The sequence below is a fragment of the Sphingomonas arabinosi genome (genome assembly GCF_036663715.1).
GTDB lineage: Bacteria > Pseudomonadota > Alphaproteobacteria > Sphingomonadales > Sphingomonadaceae > Sphingomonas.
This window is the reverse complement of sequence record NZ_JAXOJN010000002.1, coordinates 587,800-605,250: the sequence shown is the minus strand read 5'-3', so window position 1 is coordinate 605,250 and position 17,451 is coordinate 587,800. Positions and strand designations below refer to the sequence as shown.

13 protein-coding genes are annotated in these 17,451 nt (G+C 65.3%); 6 read left to right on the top strand and 7 right to left on the bottom strand.

Annotation, left to right across the window (positions count from 1 at the left end):
• Positions 1-84: 84 nt before the first annotated feature.
• Genes U1708_RS05640 through U1708_RS05630 form a run of 3 tightly spaced genes read left to right on the top strand, consistent with a single transcriptional unit; the run spans position 85 to position 3,349 of the window.
• Complete coding sequence (locus U1708_RS05640; RefSeq protein ID WP_332743614.1) at positions 85-1,605, top strand: circularly permuted type 2 ATP-grasp protein; 1,521 nt, start codon at positions 85-87, stop codon at positions 1,603-1,605.
• Positions 1,605-2,540 (top strand): alpha-E domain-containing protein, encoded by a 936-nt coding sequence (locus tag U1708_RS05635; RefSeq protein WP_332743529.1) that lies wholly within the window; start codon positions 1,605-1,607, stop codon positions 2,538-2,540. The genes U1708_RS05640 and U1708_RS05635 overlap by 1 nt, the downstream gene beginning before the upstream one ends.
• On the top strand, positions 2,540-3,349 hold the full coding sequence (locus U1708_RS05630) for a transglutaminase family protein (protein WP_332743527.1): 810 nt from the start codon (positions 2,540-2,542) through the stop codon (positions 3,347-3,349). The genes U1708_RS05635 and U1708_RS05630 overlap by 1 nt, the downstream gene beginning before the upstream one ends.
• Positions 3,350-3,589: 240 nt before the next feature.
• On the opposite strand, the gene U1708_RS05625 is transcribed toward U1708_RS05630, so the two are convergent.
• Together U1708_RS05625 and U1708_RS05620 are read right to left on the bottom strand one after the other, a co-directional pair.
• The gene (locus U1708_RS05625; RefSeq protein WP_332743525.1) at positions 3,590-4,366 is read right to left on the bottom strand and encodes an arginyltransferase; all 777 of its coding nucleotides are present in this window, start codon (positions 4,364-4,366) and stop codon (positions 3,590-3,592) included.
• Between the two features lie 127 nt (positions 4,367-4,493).
• Positions 4,494-5,753 (bottom strand): threonine ammonia-lyase, encoded by a 1,260-nt coding sequence (locus U1708_RS05620; protein WP_332743523.1) that lies wholly within the window; start codon positions 5,751-5,753, stop codon positions 4,494-4,496.
• Between the two features lie 57 nt (positions 5,754-5,810).
• Here U1708_RS05620 and U1708_RS05615 point away from each other — a divergent pair, with 57 nt between their 5' ends.
• Together U1708_RS05615 and U1708_RS05610 are read left to right on the top strand one after the other, a co-directional pair.
• Positions 5,811-6,665, top strand: coding sequence for an NAD(P)-dependent oxidoreductase (locus U1708_RS05615; RefSeq protein ID WP_332743521.1), 855 nt, complete (start codon positions 5,811-5,813; stop codon positions 6,663-6,665).
• Positions 6,666-6,715: 50 nt separating this feature from the next.
• Positions 6,716-8,386 (top strand): amidohydrolase, encoded by a 1,671-nt coding sequence (locus U1708_RS05610; RefSeq protein ID WP_332743519.1) that lies wholly within the window; start codon positions 6,716-6,718, stop codon positions 8,384-8,386.
• A 19-nt stretch (positions 8,387-8,405) separates the two neighbouring features.
• On the opposite strand, the gene U1708_RS05605 is transcribed toward U1708_RS05610, so the two are convergent.
• From U1708_RS05605 to U1708_RS05585, 5 genes are all read right to left on the bottom strand, one after another.
• Positions 8,406-9,293, bottom strand: coding sequence for an acyl-CoA thioesterase (locus U1708_RS05605; RefSeq protein WP_332743517.1), 888 nt, complete (start codon positions 9,291-9,293; stop codon positions 8,406-8,408).
• Between the two features lie 124 nt (positions 9,294-9,417).
• Positions 9,418-10,545: an acyl-CoA dehydrogenase family protein gene (locus U1708_RS05600; protein ID WP_332743515.1), complete on the bottom strand. Its 1,128-nt coding sequence runs from the start codon at positions 10,543-10,545 to the stop codon at positions 9,418-9,420.
• Between the two features lie 140 nt (positions 10,546-10,685).
• A complete protein-coding gene (locus U1708_RS05595; protein WP_332743513.1) occupies positions 10,686-11,867 on the bottom strand; it encodes an acyl-CoA dehydrogenase family protein in 1,182 nt (393 codons plus the stop codon).
• Between the two features lie 119 nt (positions 11,868-11,986).
• Positions 11,987-14,017, bottom strand: a complete 2,031-nt coding sequence (locus U1708_RS05590) for a 3-hydroxyacyl-CoA dehydrogenase NAD-binding domain-containing protein (protein ID WP_332743510.1) — start codon at positions 14,015-14,017, stop codon at positions 11,987-11,989.
• 114 nt (positions 14,018-14,131) lie between these two features.
• Complete coding sequence (locus U1708_RS05585) at positions 14,132-15,352, bottom strand: serine hydrolase domain-containing protein (protein ID WP_332743508.1); 1,221 nt, start codon at positions 15,350-15,352, stop codon at positions 14,132-14,134.
• 193 nt (positions 15,353-15,545) lie between these two features.
• On the opposite strand from U1708_RS05585, the gene U1708_RS05580 reads away from it, so the two are divergent.
• Positions 15,546-17,252, top strand: a complete 1,707-nt coding sequence (locus U1708_RS05580; RefSeq protein ID WP_332743612.1) for a class I adenylate-forming enzyme family protein — start codon at positions 15,546-15,548, stop codon at positions 17,250-17,252.
• The last annotated feature ends 199 nt before the right edge of the window (positions 17,253-17,451 follow it).

Genomic DNA, 17,451 nt, shown 5'->3' with positions numbered 1-17,451 from the left:
AGTTAGTCATATTCTTGACTTGTGCAGCGCAGCGAAGCGTTGCAGCATGGAACCGCAACGCTTGATGGGGAATTGACCGTTCCGATGGGGAAACAAGCGTTCGACGAGATCATGGGGACACCGGGCGATACGACCGCCCGGCCCGAACTGGCGGCTCTCGGCAAGTGGATCGAGGATACGCCCGACGCCGAGCTGCGACGCCGTCAGGAAGCCGCCGAGACGACGTTCCGTCAGCTTGGCATTACCTTCGCAGTCTACGGCGAAAACGAAGCGGCTGAGCGGATCATCCCGTTCGACATCGTCCCACGCGTATTTCTCCACGACGAATGGACGCGGCTGTCCGACGGGCTCGTGCAGCGGGTCGAGGCGATCAACGCGTTCCTCGACGATATCTACGGTGAACGGCGTATTCTGAAGGAGGGCATCCTTCCCGAGGATCTCGTGCTCGGCAATGCGCAGTTCCGGCCGGAGATTGCGGGTATTCGCCCCCCGCACGGCGTCTGGGCGCATATCTGCGGGATCGATCTGGTCCGCACCGGCCCCGACGATTTCTTCGTGCTCGAGGACAATGCGCGCACGCCCTCGGGCGTCAGCTACATGCTCGAAAACCGCGAGGCTATGCTCCGGCTGTGTCCTGAACTCTTCCGCGAATTCCGCGTCGCGGCGGTCGACAGCTATCCAGATCTGCTGCTCGAGACGATGAAGTCGGTCGCGCCGCATGGCACGGGCTCGAACCCGACGTGCGTATTGCTGACCCCCGGCCACTACAATTCCGCCTATTACGAACACAGCTTCCTCGCGGACTCGATGGGCATCGAACTCGTCGAAGCGGCCGATCTGGTGGTCGACGACGACGTCGTCTGGATGCGGACGATCGCGGGCCGTGTGAAGGTCGACGTGATCTATCGCCGGATCGACGACGATTATCTCGATCCGCTCGTTTTTCGCCCCGATTCCGCGCTCGGCGTGCCCGGGCTTATCGCTGCCTATGCCGCCGGCAACGTCGCGATCATGAATGCGCCGGGCAACGGGATCGCCGACGACAAGGCGATCTACAGCTACATGCCCGACATCGTGAAATTCTACTCGGGCGGCGAGTGCAAGCTGCGCAACGTCGAAACTTGGCGCTGCCGCGAACCCCAGGCGCTGAAGTACGTCCTCGACAACCTCTCCGAAGTTGTCGTTAAACTTGTAGACGGATCGGGCGGTTACGGCATGCTCGTTGGCCCGACCGCGTCGAAGCAGGAGATCGAGGACTTCCGCGCCGCGCTGATCGCAGAGCCGCATCGCTACATCGCGCAGCCGACGCTCGCTTTGTCGACCGTCCCGACTATGGCGAAAGGCGGCCTCAGCCCACGTCACGTCGACTTTCGCCCGTTCGTACTGAGCGGCTCGAAGGGCGTACAGGTCGTCCCCGGCGGCCTTACCCGCGTCGCGCTCAAGGAAGGATCGTTGGTGGTCAATTCGAGCCAGGGCGGTGGTACTAAGGACAGTTTTGTCCTGATGGCGGACCAATCGCAGCGGATGAACGCTGGCGGTATGTCGCAGACGATGGGCGGGATGACGCAGACCTTGGGCGCGCAGACCTCCGGGGGGAATTCCTGATGCTGTCGCGCACGGCGTCCTCGCTCTATTGGCTCGGCCGATATTTCGAGCGTGCTGATTTCATCGCCCGGCTGGTCGAGGCCACCGTTCGTCTCGACGTGCTCTCCTCGCAACCCTCGGGCGACGCAGCCTGGGCCTCAGCCTTGGCCGTCACCGAGACCGACGAGGCGTTTGCGGCGACTGGCGTCGCAATCGGCCAGCGCGACGTCGTTCGGTTCCTGACGCTCGATTCGAGCCATCCGGGATCGATTGTCCGGTGTCTCGACATGGCGCGTAACAACGCCAAGGCGGTCCGTACCGCGCTGACCCGAGAGGCTTGGACCGCGATAAATCGCGCGTGGCTGCTGTTCGAGAACCGCGCGACGCCGGGCAGCACGACCTCGCAGCTGAACCTCGTCGAAGCGGTCAAGAACGAGACGCGCGGGTTCGAGGGCGCAGTCCACCGCATGCTCCGCAACCAGACGACGTGGTTCATTCGTCTCGGCCAAGCGGTCGAGCGCGCGGACAACACCGCGCGGTTGCTCGATGTCAAATATCACATCCTGCTGCCCGAGGGCGAGCGACTTGGCGGCGCGATCGATCGTGACCAGTGGACGACTATCCTCCAGACAGTGTCCGCCGTCACCGCCTATCGCTGGCTCTATAATGACGGGCTTCGTCCTGCCGACGTCATCGACCTGCTACTGGCACGGTCCGAACTGCCGCGCAGTCTTGCTGCATCGGTCGAGGAAACGGTCGACGTGCTCAACCTGCTTGCCAAGCGAACGGGCAATCACGGCGAGGCCGACCGCATGGCGCGGATGCGCGCGTCGCGAATGGCAAAGACGCGATCGGGCGAGGTCATCGCCTCCGGGCTGCACCAGTATCTGCAGGCGTTCATCGCCGAGAACGCGCTGCTGCACGGCGCGATCGGCCGTCAGTTCAAGTTCCTCTGATGCGACTTTCGATCGATCATCACACGATCTACCGCTTCGCGCAGCCGCAGGGCCGGCTTGTGCAGATGCTCCGGCTCACGCCCGAGAACACGCACGACCAGACGGTTGCGTCGTGGCGGATCGACGTGGATTGCGATGCGCGGTTGCGGCCGGGGCGGGACGGTTTCGGCAATGCTGTGACGATGTTGTACGCCGAAGGGCCCGTCGAGGGGATCGAGATTACGGTGAAGGGCGAGGTGCTGACCAGCCATTCGGATGGCGTCCTGCACGGGGTGCACGAGGCTCTTCCGCCCGCGCTGTTCCTCCGGTCCACCGAGGCGACTTATCCAGACACGGCGATTGCCAAGTTCGCGGTCAATGCTGCCGAAGGCGCCCGCGATCGGATCGGCGCGCTACACCGCTTGAACCGTGCGTTTCACAAGCAGTTCGTCTTCGACGCCGGGCGTCCCGAGCCGGGCCGGACCGCCGCCGCGGCTTTCCGCATGGAGAGCGCCACGCCTCGCGACATGGCACACATGTTCGCCGTCGCCGCGCGGTCGCTCGGCGCGCCGGCGCGGTATGTGTCGGGCTATCACCATAACGATCACGAAGTCGTGCATCTGCCGACCCCGCACGGCTGGGCCGAAGCGTTCGTCGACGGGCTCGGCTGGGTTGGGTTCGATCCGTGCACCGGCATGTCGCCGGAAGAGCATTACGTCCGCGTGGCGATGGCGCTCGACGCGGCTGGGGCTGCGCCGGTAGCGGGTTCGCGATTGGGTGAGGGCGGCGAGGAGCTCGACGTCGATGTGGTTGTGCAGCGCGAGGACTAAGTCTGTTTCCCCGCGAAGGCGAGGACCCAGACTGGGCTTCTGCCTTCGCGGGAGAACAAGGAGCAGGGGTTTCGATCGTCGAGCTAGTAAATCACCTCCCCGGCGCAGGCCGGGGTCCAGTTGGAAAGGTGCAAGTAACTACGCGTTGCCTTAGTTATTCACGTTTCCCAACTGGGCCCTGGCCTGCGCCGGGGAGGTGCCCTTCAGGAACCAGCGTACCTATTCCACCGCGGTCAAGATCTAAACCAAAGCCGCAACCCGCGCAGGCGCCGGTACCACGTCCGCATCCTCCAGCCGCCGCCACCCCGCCGGCCCTAAGACCTCCAGCGGCCGGTACCGCGTCTTGTATTCCATCCGCGGCGATCCCTTCACCCAATAGCCGAGATACACATACGGCAGCCCCGCATCTCTCGCGCGCAGGATGTGGTCCATGATGATGAAGTTGCCGAACCCCGGCCAACGCGCGTCGTCGGCGGCAAAGAAGCTGTAGACCATCGATAGCCCGTCCGCCTGCCGATCGGTCAGGCAGGCACCGATCAACGCGCCCGGTACGCCGTCTACGCTCGGTTGGCGGTACTCGACGATCACCGAATTGACCGGCGAATGCTCGATCATGTCGGCATAGTCGTCCTCGTCCATGCCCGCCATGCCGCCGCCCGGATGGCGCGTGCACAGATAGCGGCGGAGCAACTGGAACTGCTCGTCGGTTGCCCATGCCCTGCACGCGGTCACCTCGATATCGCCGAGTCGCTTCAGCAATTTGCGTTGCGTCGCGTTGGGCACGAACTCATCGGTCATCACGCGCACCGATACGCACGCCGTGCATCCCGCGCAGGACGGGCGATACGCCACGCCCTGACTGCGACGAAAGCCGATCCGTCCCAGCGCATCGTTCAACTCGTTCGCATGCGGACCGGTCAGCTCGGTGAACACCTTCCGCTCCTGACGGTCCGGCAGATACGGGCACGGCGCAGGACTGGTGACGAAGAAGCGCGGGAAACGGAAGGGCGCGGTCACCGAGCGGAAAGTCCTTCAGGCAGGCGCGATCAGCCGCGTCGCCTCGTATATGGCTGCCCCGCGCAAACGTTCAATCGGTTTACCACGAATGTCGGTGAACGCAGTAAATCACCGTATCAGAATGGGATTATGCCAGCTCGACGGTCGATGTCTCATACCCGCCAGCGCGCAATGCTCCCACCAGCCGGTCGAGATGCGCACGATCGCGAAGTTCGCATTCGATGTCGGTGATCAGGCCCTTCGCCGGCAACGTCGTGAACACGCGCTGGTGATAGATCTCGATGATGTTGACGCGTTCCTGATCGAAGATCCGCGCGACGTGGAATAGTGCGCCCGGCTTGTCCTGCAACCGGATGCGCAACCGCGCGAGGCGTCCCGAACGCGCCAGATCGCGCAACAGCACGTTGGCGAGCAACCGCGTGTCGATATTGCCGCCGCACAGTACGATACCAACGGTCTTCCCGGCAAACCGTTCGGGATGCGATAGCAGAGCAGCAAGGCCCGCAGCCCCCGCGCCCTCGACCACGGTCTTCTCGATCTGGAGCAGCAGGCTGACAGATTCCTCAAGGCTCCGCTCGCTGACGAGGACGATCTCGTCGACCAGTTCGGCGACGATCTTCGAGGTGATCGCGCCCGGTTCCTTGACCGCGATGCCCTCGGCCAGCGTATCTCCAGCGCAGGCCATGTCGGTGCCGTTGATCCGGTTGTACATCGACGGGAACAGCTCGGCCTGCACGCCGACGACCTCGATCGGGTGACCACCTGGCGCTTCGCTCAAAGCCCGCGCGACCGTCGACATGCCCGAGATCAGCCCGCCGCCGCCGATCGGAATGACCAGCGTATCAAGTTGCGGGACGTCCTCCAGCATCTCGATCGCGACGGTGCCTTGGCCTGCAATGACGCGGCGGTCGTCGAACGGGTGGACGAAGGTAAAGCCGCACTCGCCCTCCAGGATGCGGGCATGCGCATAAGCCGCGTCGAACGTCTCGCCGTGCAGCACGACGTTGGCGCCATGGCCTTCGGTCTGCATGACCTTCACGGTGGGCGTGTTGGTCGGCATCACGATCGTCGTCGGGATACCAAGCCGGTTGGCGTGATAGGCGAGGCCCTGCGCATGATTGCCCGCTGACGCCGCGATGACGCCCTTGGCGCGCGCTTCGGCCGACAGCTGCAACAGCGTGTTGAGTGCGCCGCGCTCCTTGTACGCCGCCGTGAACTGGAGGTTCTCGAACTTCAGATACACCGTCGCGCCGGTCATCTTGCTCAGCGTCTTGCTGATCAGCGTCGGCGTGCGGACGATCGAGTCGCGGATCCGGTCGTGCGCGACGCGGACGTCGTCGATCGAGACGGGGAGGGTGGGTGCCGCTACGGCAGCGTGGGTAGCCATGCCCGACCCGCTAGACCATCTGGCGCGCATGGGAAACACCGCTTATGCGCGGAGGCTATGGCAAAACTGGCATTCATCGGAACCGGCGTCATGGGCGCGCCGATGGCGGGACACCTCGCCGCGGCAGGGCACGACGTCACCGTCTATAATCGGACTCAGCCCAAGGCGTTGGCATGGGCCGATAAATATGGCGGCACGGTCGCCGACACGCCGGCCGCCGTTGCGAAGGACGCTGACGCGGTGTTCGCCTGCGTCGGTAACGACGACGATCTCGCCGCTGTCACGTTAGGCGACGATGGCGTGTTCGCGACGATGCGCGACGACGCGGTGTTCGTCGATCACACCACCGTCTCCGCCTCGATCGCACGGCGGCTGGCCGGCGAGCGTGCGCTGGTAGTCGACGCGCCCGTATCGGGCGGTCAGGCCGGCGCGGAGAACGGCAAGCTCTCGATCATGTGCGGCGGTTCGGCCGAGGCGATGGCTAAGGCCGAACCCTTCATGCACGCCTATGCCGCGCGGATCGTTCATGTCGGCGAGGCGGGCGCGGGTCAGACCACCAAGATGTGCAACCAGATCGCCATCGCCGGCGTCATCCAGGGCGTCGCCGAGTCGCTGCGGTTCGCGCAAAACTCCGGACTCGATCTCGACAAGGTGTTCGAGGCGATCTCGGGCGGCGCGGCGCAAAGCTGGCAGATGGTCAATCGCTGGTCGACGATGGCGAAGGACGAGTTCGACTTCGGCTTCGCGGTCGATTGGATGCGCAAGGATCTTGGGCTCGCCCTCGACGAGGCGCGGCGCAACGGCGCGGTGCTGCCGGTCGCGGCACTGGTCGATCAGTTCTACGCGGATGTGCAGGCTATGGGTGGCGCTCGGCAGGACACGAGCGCGCTGGTACGGAGATTGCCGAAGTGACCCCTCCCAAGATGTCGACATCGCCCCCCTCGCTGAAAGGGAGGGGGGCGATGTTGGCGCTGTCGGCGATGCTCCTCCCGACCCCTGCGCTCGCCGACGGGATCGTCGACAACGTCAACGGTGTGACCATCGCCGATGGCGGCCGTGTCATTCACTTCAAGGCGATCCTGATCGACAAGGACGGGCGCGTGACGCGGCTCGTACCGCCCGGCGAAGAGCCGCCCAAACTCAGTCGCAAGGAACTCAAAAAGAACGCCGGCAAGCCGCTCTACGACTGGCGAGTCGACATGCGCGGCAAGACGATTCTGCCCGGCTTCGTCGACGCGCACGGTCATGTCCTCGAGATGGGCTTCGGGGCGCTGTCGCTCGACCTCTCGATGACAAAGTCGCTCGAAGAGGCGAAATCGCGCATCGCCGCGTACATCGCGGGTAATCCCGATCGAAAGTGGGTTCTGGGCCGCGGCTGGAACCAGGAGGCCTGGGGCCTCGGCCGTTTCCCGACCGCTGCCGATCTCGAATCCGTGTCCGGCGGGCATCCGATCTGGCTGTCGCGAGCGGATGGCCATGCAAGCTGGGCGAACCGCGAGGCCATGCGCGAGGCGGGCGTTACCGGCTCGACCGTGTCGCCGGCGGGCGGACGGATCGAGAAGACGGGCGGGGCGCCTGCTGGCGTGTTCGTCGACGGCGCACAGGCGTTGATCGAGAAGGTCGTGCCGCAGCCGCTCCCCAAGGAGCGCGATGCCGCATTCCTCACCGCGCAACGAATCCTGCTCGGCTACGGCGTTACTGCGGTGGCGGACATGGGCACGACGCTCGACGACTGGCTGACCTATCGGCGGATGGCGGATATCGGCGGGTTGCGCGTCCGGATCATGAGCTATGCGATGGGTGTCGAGACCGCGAGCCGGATCGGCGGCAAGGGACCGACGCCGTGGCTGTATAACGATCGCCTGCGGATGGGCGGCGTGAAGCTCTATGCCGACGGTGCGCTGGGCTCGCGCGGCGCGTGGTTGTTGAAGCCCTATGCCGATGCGCCCGGCCAGTCGGGGATCGGCTTCCTTACCGATGATCAGCTGCAGAACCAGATGAGCCGCGCGGCGATGGACGGGTTCCAGGTCGCGGTCCATGCGATCGGCGACAAGGCCAACCAGATGGTGCTGGACGCGATCCAGGTCGAGAGCGAGACATATACCGGCGACCGTCGCTGGCGGATCGAGCATGCTCAGGTCATCGATCCAACCGACCTCCCGCGCTTCGGCAAGTTCGGCACGATCGCGTCTATGCAGCCCACGCATGAAACCAGCGACCGGACGATGGCCGAGGCGAGGCTTGGGCCTAACCGGCTGACGGGTGCCTATGCGTGGAAATCGATGCTGGCCAATGGCGCCAAGCTCGCATTCGGGACCGACTTCCCGGTCGAGAAGTCCGATCCGTTCGCGACCTGGGCGGCGGCATTCACGCGGCAGGATGCCGACGGGCAACCGCAGGGCGGGTGGCAGCCACAGGAACTCGTCACGCGCGAACAGGCGTGGTGGGCGATGACCGGTGCTGCGGCCTATGCCGGGTTTGCGGAGAAGCAGTTCGGTGCGCTCGCACCCGGGCAGCGCGCGGACTTCATCGTCGTCGACCGCGACCCGACGATGGCCTCACCGACCGACCTGCGCGCGACCAAGGTCGACGAGACGTGGATCGGCGGGGAGAAGGTCTGGACGCGCAAGTAACCCCAACGACTTACGGGGGTTACTGGCGCATCCGGATCAGCCCCTCCTGCGCGACGCTAGCGACCAGTCGGCCGTCGCGCGAGAAAATGCGCCCGCGGTTGAAGCCGCGAGCATGGCCCGACCAAGGGCTGTCGCACGCGTAGAGCAGCCAGTCGTCGGCACGGAAATCCTCGTGTAGCCAGAGCGAATGGTCGAGGCTGGCAGTCTGCAAGCCGGGCGTGATCCAGTTCTTGCCATGCGGCAGAAGGGCCGTGCCGAGCAGCGCCATGTCCGAGGCATAGGAGAGGATCGCGCGGTGCATCGCCGGATCGTCGCCGATCGGCGCGACTAGGCGGAACCAGTTGGCGTAGTTGGGCGCCTGCGGTGCGGGCTCGATCCAGCTGCGGGGATTGACCGGACGCACCTCGATCGGCCGCCAGCGCAGCATGTGCGCGCGGAATTTCTCGGGGATGCCGTCGATGTTCTCCAGCCGCAGGTCGCGGTCCGAGCGGAGCGTTTCGGGCGCCGGCACGTCGGGCATCGCGTCCTGATGGTGCAGGCCTTCCTCCGGCATCTGGAACGACGCCGCCATGTTGAGGATCGGCTGCCCCTTCTGCATCGCGATCACGCGCCGCGTTGCGAAGCTACGCCCCTCGAAATCGCGCACTACGCGGTAGACGATCGGATAGTCCTCGTTTCCCGGCCGCATGAAATACGCGTGCAGCGAATGCGCCGCTTTGGGTGCTTCGGTCGATCGTTGCGCGGCTTGCAGCGCTTGCGCGATCACCTGCCCGCCGAACACGCGACCGACCCCGCCGGGCTGGCGCTTGCCGACATAAAGATCGGTGTCGACCTCCTCGATCTCAAGCAGGTCGACAAGACCTTGGGCGAGCGCTTCGGGCGAGGTATCGGCAGTATTTGAAGTCATACATAGTTACCTTGTTCCCCGGCGGAGGCCGGGGCCCAGTTGGGAAGGCCGCAGTAACGGAGCACGGCGCCACACCGCAAGGTCCCCCCAACTGGACCCCGGCCTCCGCCGGGGAACGGTAAGGTCAATACCCCGCCGCTACTGCCAGCTTGTCCGCGTGAAAGTTCGCATCCCCGAACATCTCGGCGAGCACACGCGCGCGCTTCATGTAGAAGCCGATGTCGTATTCGTCGGTCATGCCGATCCCGCCGTGCATTTGGATACCTTCCTGGACACTGAGCGTCGTCGCCAGCGCGGTCATCGCCTTGGCCACCGACACGGCCTCGTCCGCCCGCTCGCTGCTCTGGTCGAGCAGCTGCTGCGCCTTCAACACAGCGGCCCGCGCCACCTCCATCTCCGAGTACAGATGCGCGGCACGATGCTGGAGCGCCTGGAAGCTGCCGATCAGCGTCCCGAACTGCTTCCGCTCCTTCATATAGCCGATCGTCATGTCCATCGCCCCGCCGCCGACGCCGAGCAGCTCCGCAGACGCCCCCGTCCGCCCTGCGCGCAGGAGCCGATCGAGCGGCGTACGACCCGCATCGACTTCGCCGATCACCGCATCCGCATCGACCTCGACGCCCTGGAACTCGAGCCGCGCGGCCAAGCTCGAATCCGCGAGACGTTCGGCGTTTGCCGTCAGCCCTGCGGCATCCTTCGGCACCGCGAACAGCGTGATACCGTCCGCGTCGTTGTCCGACCCTGCGGTGCGCGCGGCGACGATGATCAGGTCGGCGGTGTGGCCGTGCGTGACGAACCGCTTGACGCCGGTCAGCTTGAACCCGTTGCCCGAGCGTTCGGCCTTCATTGCGACGGTGTCGCGGTGCTTGGCGCCCTCGTCGATCGCCAGAGCCGCGACGGTCTCACCCGCGATGATCCCCGGGAACCAGCGCTCGGCCTGCCCCGTCCCCTCGAGCGCCTCGACCGCCGCGACCGCGGTGGAGAGGAACGGGGAGGGCGACAGATTGCGGCCGATCTCCTCCAGCACCACACCCGCCTCGACATGGCCGAGGCCAAGCCCGCCCTGGTCCTCGCCGATCAGGATGCCGGTAAAGCCCATCTCCGCGAACTGCTTCCACAGGCCGCGGGAGAAGCCGGTCTTGTCGTCGGCGTCACGCAGCGCGCGCATGTGGCTGACCGGCGCGTGTTCGGCGACGAAATCGCGGATCGTGTCCTGAAGGACGGTCTGGTCGTCGTCTAGATACAGTGGCATTTCAATTCCTTCTGCTCCCTCGCCCCTTCGGGGAGAGGGTCGGGGTGAGGGGCTGTGGGGCGGATCGTCCGACCCTCACTGCCCCTCTCCCGCCTTAGCTTCGCTGCGGCAGCCTCTCCCCGAAAGGGCGAGGGATAGGTTCAAGCCGGCAGTTCCAGGATCCGCTTGGCGATGATGTTGAGCTGGATCTCGCTCGTCCCGCCCTCGATCGAGTTCGCCTTGGTCCGCAGCCACGACCGCGGGATCGCCCCGCCACGCGAGCGCTCGCTGTCCCATTCGAGCGCATCCGATCCGCCCGCCGCCATCATCAATTCGTATCGGCCCTTGTTCAGCTCGGTCCCGTAATATTTCATCATGCTCGGCTGCGCCGGATGCGCCTTGCCCGCCTTCAGCTCATCGATGAACCGCTCGGACATCGCCCCGAACGCCTTCGCGCGCACCTCGAACATCGCGATCGACGCGCGCAGCAACGGATCGGCGAGCCGGCCGTCATGCCCGAGCCCGACCGTCGCAATCGCGCCATCGATCAAGGGATTGCCGCCGCTCGACGCCAGCCCCATGCCCGAGATCATCTCGCGCTCATGCCCGAGCAGATATTTCGCGACGTCCCAGCCCTTGTTCTCTTCGTAGACGCGGTTGACCTTCGGCACCTTCACATTGTCGAAGAACGTCTCGCAGAACGGCGAATTGCCGCTGATCAGCAGGATCGGCTTGGTCGACACGCCGGGCGAGGCCATGTCGAACAGCACGAAGCTGATCCCGCCCTGCTTCGACGTCTTGTCGGTGCGCACGAGGCAGAAGATCCAGTCGGCCTTGTCGGCATAGGACGTCCACACCTTCTGCCCGTTGACGAGGTAATGGTCGCCCTTGTCTTCCGCAGAGGTCGCAAGCCCGGCAAGGTCGGAGCCCGCATTCGGCTCGGAATACCCCTGGCACCAGCGGATTTCGCCGCGCGCGATCTTGGTCAGGTGATCGAGCTTCTGCTCCTCGGTGCCGTATTTGAGCAATGCCGGCCCGAGCATCGAGATCCCGAACGAATTGAGCGGGTTGCGCGCCTTTATTGCCGCCATCTCTTCGCGTAAAATCTTGGTTTCGGCGGGCGAGAGACCGCCGCCGCCATACGCCTTGGGCCAGTCCGGCACGGTCCAGCCTTTGGCGGCCATCTTGTCGAGCCACTCCTTCTGCGCAGGAGACGAAGGCTTGAACTGACGTCCGCCCCAGCAGACGTCGTCCTCCGAGCGCACCGGCTTGCGCATCTCGGGCGGGCAGTTCTCCGCAAGCCACGCGCGGGTTTCGGTACGGAAGGTGTCGAGGTCGGTCATATCGGTCCTTTCTCCCTCTCCCCTGCGGGAGAGGGGCGGGGTGAGGGGCTGTAAGAGAGGGTAGCGTTAGCGGCGCCCCTCACCCCAGCCCTCTCCCCGGAGGGGAGAGGGGGCAGAAGTTACTTGATCTTACCGCCGGTTGCGGCTGCATCCTTCAACGACTTGGCAACGGTGAACCCGTACTTTTCCAGCCCGGCGACGACCTTCGGCAACCCCTCGGACTGCGCCCAGAACATCGGTCCGCCGCGGTATACCGGCCAGCCATAGCCGTAGATCCACACCACATCGACGTCCGACGCACGCTGCGCCTTGCCCTCTTCGAGGATCAGCGCGCCTTCGTTGACCATCGTGTACAGCGTCCGCACGACGATCTCCTCGTCGCTGATCTCGCGCGGCGTAACGCCCGACTTCTTGCGGAAATCATCGATGATCTCGGCCACGCGCGGCGAGTTCGAGGGCGTGCGCTTCTCGTCGTAATCGTAGAAGCCCGCCTTGGTCTTCTGACCCCAGCGGTTTTCCGCCGCCAGCGCATCGCGGATGTTCTCGATCCGGCTCGGGTCGCGGTGCCAGCCGATGTCGACGCCCGCCAGATCGCTCATCTGGAACGGCCCCATCGGCATCCCGAACGCGACATGGACCTTGTCGATCTGCTCGGGGCTCGCGCCTTCGAGCAGCAGCTTGGTCGCCTCGACCTGCCGCGGCATCAGCATGCGGTTGCCGATGAACCCGTAGGTGACGCCCGCGACGACGGCGACCTTCTTGATCTTCTTCGCCAGCGCCATGACCGTCGCCAGCACGTCGTCGGCGGTCTTGTCGCCGCGTACGACCTCCAGCAATTTCATCACGTTGGCGGGCGAGAAGAAGTGCATCCCCACGACATCCTCGGGCCGCTTCGTGCAGGCCGCGATCTCGTCGATGTTCAGATACGAGGTGTTCGACGCGAGGATCGCGCCCGGCTTGGCGATCGCGTCGAGCTTGGTGAAGATCTCCTTCTTCACCTCCATCGTCTCGTACACCGCCTCGATGATCAGGTCGCATTCGGCGAGATCGGCGAAGTCGAGCGTCGGCTTCAGCGCGCCCATCGCCTGTTCGACCTGCTCCGGCTTGATCCGGCCCTTGGCGGCGGTCGCCTCGTAATTCTTCCGCACGACGCCGGTCCCGCGGTCGAGCGCCTGCTGCTGCATCTCGACGATCGTGACAGGGATGCCCGCGGACAGGAAGTTCATCGAGATGCCGCCGCCCATCGTGCCCGCGCCGATCACGCCGACACGCTTGATCTCGCGCAGCTTGGTGTCGGCGGGGACGTCGTCGATCTTGGCAGCCTGGCGCTCTGCGAAGAAGATGTGGCGTTGCGCGGCCGACTGCACGCCCATCATGTGCTTCATGAATTCCTGGCGTTCGAACGCGATGCCCTCCTCGAAACTGGAGCCATCCGCGGCCTTCTCGACGCAGGCGATGTTGGCGGCCGGCGCGTCGAAGTTACGGAAACGGCGCGCATTCTCCTTCTTGAATGCGGCGACCGCGTCGGGATCGGCCTGCGCGGTCTTCTCGGACGCGCGGGGAAGGGGGCGCTTGGTCGCGATCCCGCGCGCGAATGCGACGGCGTCGGCTTCGAGCGAATCCTCGCCGACGATCTTGTCGATCAGCCCGGCGTCGAGCGCCTTCTTGGCCGAGATCGGATCGCCCTTCGCGGTCATCTCCAGCGCGAGCTTCACGCCGGCGATGCGCGGAATACGCTGCGTGCCACCCGCGCCGGGGAGCAGGCCGAGCTTCACCTCGGGCGTGCCGATCTTCGCCGAGGGGACCGCGACGCGGTAATGGCAGCCGAGCGTGACTTCGCAGCCGCCGCCGAGCGCGGTGCCGTGGATCGCCGCGACGACGGGCTTCGACGAGGCCTCGATCATGTCGACGACGGTGGGCAGGCCGGGTTCGACCATTTCCTTGCCGAACTCGGTGATGTCGGCGCCCGCAAAGAACGTGCGGCCGTCGCAGCGGATCACCATCGCGGTGATGCTGTCGTCCTTTACGCCGTCCTTGACCGCCGCTTCGAGGCCCTGACGGACCGCGGCACCGAGCGCGTTAACGGGCGGATTGTTCGAGATGATGACGAGCACGTCGTCATGGCGTTCGGTGCGGATCGGGCTGGTCATCATAATCTCCTGGTGCCGACTCCGTCATCCCGGCGAACGCCGGGACCCAGAGCCAAAATCGGTGTGCGTGCGGCCTGGGTCCCGGCGTTCGCCGGGATGACGGCCGTATGGGAATCAGGTCATCGCGGCGTAGATCATCGTCTTCAGTTCGCGGCGGATGGGATAGAAACTGCTCGGCGAAAGCTGCGTCATGAACACCATCGAGACGCGCTCGACCGGATCGACGAAGAACGCGGTCGAGAACATCCCGCCCCAGTAGAATTCGCCCTTCGACCCCGGCACCATCGTCTTGGCGACGTCGTCGGTAATCGCAAGCCCGAGCCCGAAGCCGGTGCCCGCGTTCGACGCCTCGCTGAACAACGACTTCGACATCGTCGCGAGATCGGATTTTCCGGGCAGGTGGTTCTGCGTCATCAGGTCGAGCGTTTTCCGCCCGAGGATGCGCGCGCCGTCGAGTTCGCCGCCGTTCAGCAGCATCGTATTGAACCGATGGTAATCGAGCGCGGTCGAGACGAGCCCGCCGCCGCCGGATAGAAGCTTCGGCGCGCGGCTCCAGGCGCTCTCGGCACCGCGATCATACATCACGCGGCCTTTACCGGCGACGAGGGTGTAGCAGTCGGTGAGGCGGTCGAGCTTGTCGGCGGGAACCTGGAAGAAGGTGTCGTCCATCTTCAGCGGCGCGAAGATGCGCGTCCGGAAGAACTGGTCGAGCGGCAGGCCCGACACCCGCTGAACGACTGCGCCGAGCACGTCGGTCGCGACCGAGTAGTTCCACGCGGTGCCGGGCGAGAATTCGAGCGGGATCTTCGCCAGCGCGCCGATGAACCCGTCGAGGTCGTGGCCGCCATGCCAGCTCTCGATCTTCCCCTCGCGGTAGGCGGCGTCGACGTTCGAGCGGTTCTGGAAGCTGTAGGTGAGCCCCGACGTGTGACGGAGAAGGTCGACCATCCGCATCGGCTCGGCGGTCGGCTTGGTCACGAACGGAACGCCGCCGCCACCGCCACTATAAACCGCGATATCCTTGAACTCGGGCAGCACGTGGTGGACCGGCGTATCGACCGCGACGAGGCCCTGTTCGACCAGCATCATGAACGCGACCGAGGTGATCGGCTTGGTCATCGATGCGATCCGGAACAGCGATCCCTCGTCGATCGCCTTTCCGCCCTCACGCGCGGCGCCCGCGTTCGAGAAGTGGACGATCTCGCCGTCGCGCGCGATCAACAGTTGCGCGTTCGGGAGCTTGCCCGAATCGACATAGCGTGACTGCAGCAGCGTATCGATCGCCGCCAACCGGCTTGCGTCGAAGCCATGCGTCGCGGGCTTGGCGATTTTCATGATTCGACCGTTCCCGCCATCACCCGCTCCATACCCCTAGTTCGAACTTGTTGCCTCTATTGCCTTGAGTGCGGCAGGAATCAACTATAACCTGTCTTCGAACAGGCGATAAGCCAAACCCGAAATTCAACTCTGGAGTCAACCGGTCTTGGCAAGCGAACCGATCATCGCACTCGATCCCTCTTGGCCGGCGATGTCGCTCGCCGATGCCGAGCGAATGCTGACCGCGCCCCGCGCGAAGTTCGAGATGGAAACGATCACGATCGACGGCATCGCGACGCGCATCTGGAAGAACGCACCGCCGTCGTTGCGCTGGCTGGCCGAGGCGGCGCGCGCGCATGGCGAGCGGGTGTTCACCGCGTATGAGGACGAGCGAGTCACTTACGAGGCGAACTTCCGCGCGATCGCGGTGCTGGCTCATCGGTTGCGCGAGATGGGGATCGGTCCCGGCGACCGCGTCGCGCTGGCGATGCGCAACCTGCCCGAATGGCCGGTCGCGTTCTTCGCCGGCGCGAGCATCGGCGCGATCATGGTGCCGCTCAACGCGTGGTGGACCGGCGCGGAGATGGAATACGGCCTCGCCGATTCGGGCGCGCGCGTGCTGATCACCGACGACGAACGTCACCACCGGCTGGAGGCGGCCTATGCGACGCTGCCTGCGCTGGAACACGTGTTCGTCGCGCGCGCCGCGGAGCCGCTGACGGGGATCGTCACGCGGCTGGAGGATGTGATCGGCACGCCGCACGACTGGGCTACGCTACCCGATGTCGGTCTGCCAGAGGCGACGATCGCGCCCGACGACGATGCGACGATCTTCTACACCAGCGGCACTACCGGCGCGCCTAAGGGGGCGCTCGGCACGCATCGCAACATGATGTCGAACATCCTGTCGGGCGGCTATTCGTCGGCGCGGTCGTTCCTGCGCCGCGGCGAGGCACCACCTGAGCCGACGCCGCGGGTGACGCTGACGGTGATCCCGCTGTTCCATGTCACCGCCTGCTCGGCGGGCATGATGGGCGTGATCGCGACCGGCAGCACGATGATCTTCATGCGCAAATGGGACACGATCCGGGCGATGGAGATCATCGAGCGCGAGAAGGTCAACGTCACCGGCGGCGTGCCGACGATCGCCTGGCAGCTGCTGGAGCATCCCGATCGCGCGAAATACGACCTCTCGTCGCTCGAATCGATCGCCTATGGCGGCGCGCCCGCAGCGCCCGAACTGGTGAAGCGCATCCATGCCGAGTTCGGCGCGATGCCCGGCAATGGCTGGGGCATGACCGAGACGATGGCGACCGTCACGCATCACGGGGCTGAGGATTACCTAAACCGCCCAACCAGCGCGGGGCCACCGGTCGCCGCCGCCGACCTGAAGATCATGGCGGACGACGGCGTGACCGAAATGCCTCTTGGGGAGGTCGGCGAACTCTGGGCGCGCGGGCCGATGATCGTGAAGGGATATTGGAACAAGCCGGACGCGACCGCGGCGACGTTCGTCGACGGCTGGGTGCGGACAGGCGACCTCGCACGGCTCGACGAGGAGGGGTTCTGCTACATCGTCGACCGCGCCAAGGACATGATCATCCGCGGCGGCGAGAACATCTATTCGAGCGAGGTCGAGAACGTCCTCTACGCGCACCCTGCGGTGACCGACGCGGCGCTGATCGGCATCCCGCACCGGATCCTCGGCGAGGAGCCGGCGGCGGTGGTGCACCTCGCGCCGGGCGCGGTGACGACCGAGGCAGAGTTGCAGGGCTGGGTCCGGCAGCATCTGGCGGCGTTCAAGACGCCGGTCGCGGTGCGCTTCGTGCACGAGACGTTGCCGCGGAATGCGAACGGGAAGATCCTGAAGAGGGATCTGCAGGTGCTGTTCGATGATTGGGTCGGGGTGACGGCGTAGGAGGCCATACCGGATACCGCTCCGTCATCCTGACGAAAGTCAGGACCCAGGGTAACGGAGGGCAGCGATTTTGGCTCTGGGTCCTGACTTTCGTCAGGATGACGAAGGGCGGGGTCTCGGAATCAAGGCATGATCAGACATAACGCGGTCTTTCCGAGGAATTCCATCGCACTGGCACCGCGCGCCGCTTGAATGCCGA

Bases quoted from the DNA above. Each gene is read 5' to 3' on its own strand.
- U1708_RS05640 (WP_332743614.1), top strand. From the start codon at position 85: ATGGGGAAACAAGCGTTCGACGAGATCATGGGGACACCGGGCGATACG.
- U1708_RS05635 (WP_332743529.1), top strand. From the start codon at position 1,605: ATGCTGTCGCGCACGGCGTCCTCGCTCTATTGGCTCGGCCGATATTTC.
- U1708_RS05630 (WP_332743527.1), top strand. From the start codon at position 2,540: ATGCGACTTTCGATCGATCATCACACGATCTACCGCTTCGCGCAGCCG.
- U1708_RS05620 (WP_332743523.1), bottom strand. From the start codon at position 5,753: ATGGCTACCCACGCTGCCGTAGCGGCACCCACCCTCCCCGTCTCGATC.
- U1708_RS05615 (WP_332743521.1), top strand. From the start codon at position 5,811: ATGGCAAAACTGGCATTCATCGGAACCGGCGTCATGGGCGCGCCGATG.
- U1708_RS05610 (WP_332743519.1), top strand. From the start codon at position 6,716: ATGTTGGCGCTGTCGGCGATGCTCCTCCCGACCCCTGCGCTCGCCGAC.
- U1708_RS05605 (WP_332743517.1), bottom strand. From the start codon at position 9,293: ATGACTTCAAATACTGCCGATACCTCGCCCGAAGCGCTCGCCCAAGGT.
- U1708_RS05600 (WP_332743515.1), bottom strand. From the start codon at position 10,545: ATGCCACTGTATCTAGACGACGACCAGACCGTCCTTCAGGACACGATC.
- U1708_RS05595 (WP_332743513.1), bottom strand. From the start codon at position 11,867: ATGACCGACCTCGACACCTTCCGTACCGAAACCCGCGCGTGGCTTGCG.
- U1708_RS05590 (WP_332743510.1), bottom strand. From the start codon at position 14,017: ATGACCAGCCCGATCCGCACCGAACGCCATGACGACGTGCTCGTCATC.
- U1708_RS05585 (WP_332743508.1), bottom strand. From the start codon at position 15,352: ATGAAAATCGCCAAGCCCGCGACGCATGGCTTCGACGCAAGCCGGTTG.
- U1708_RS05580 (WP_332743612.1), top strand. From the start codon at position 15,546: ATGTCGCTCGCCGATGCCGAGCGAATGCTGACCGCGCCCCGCGCGAAG.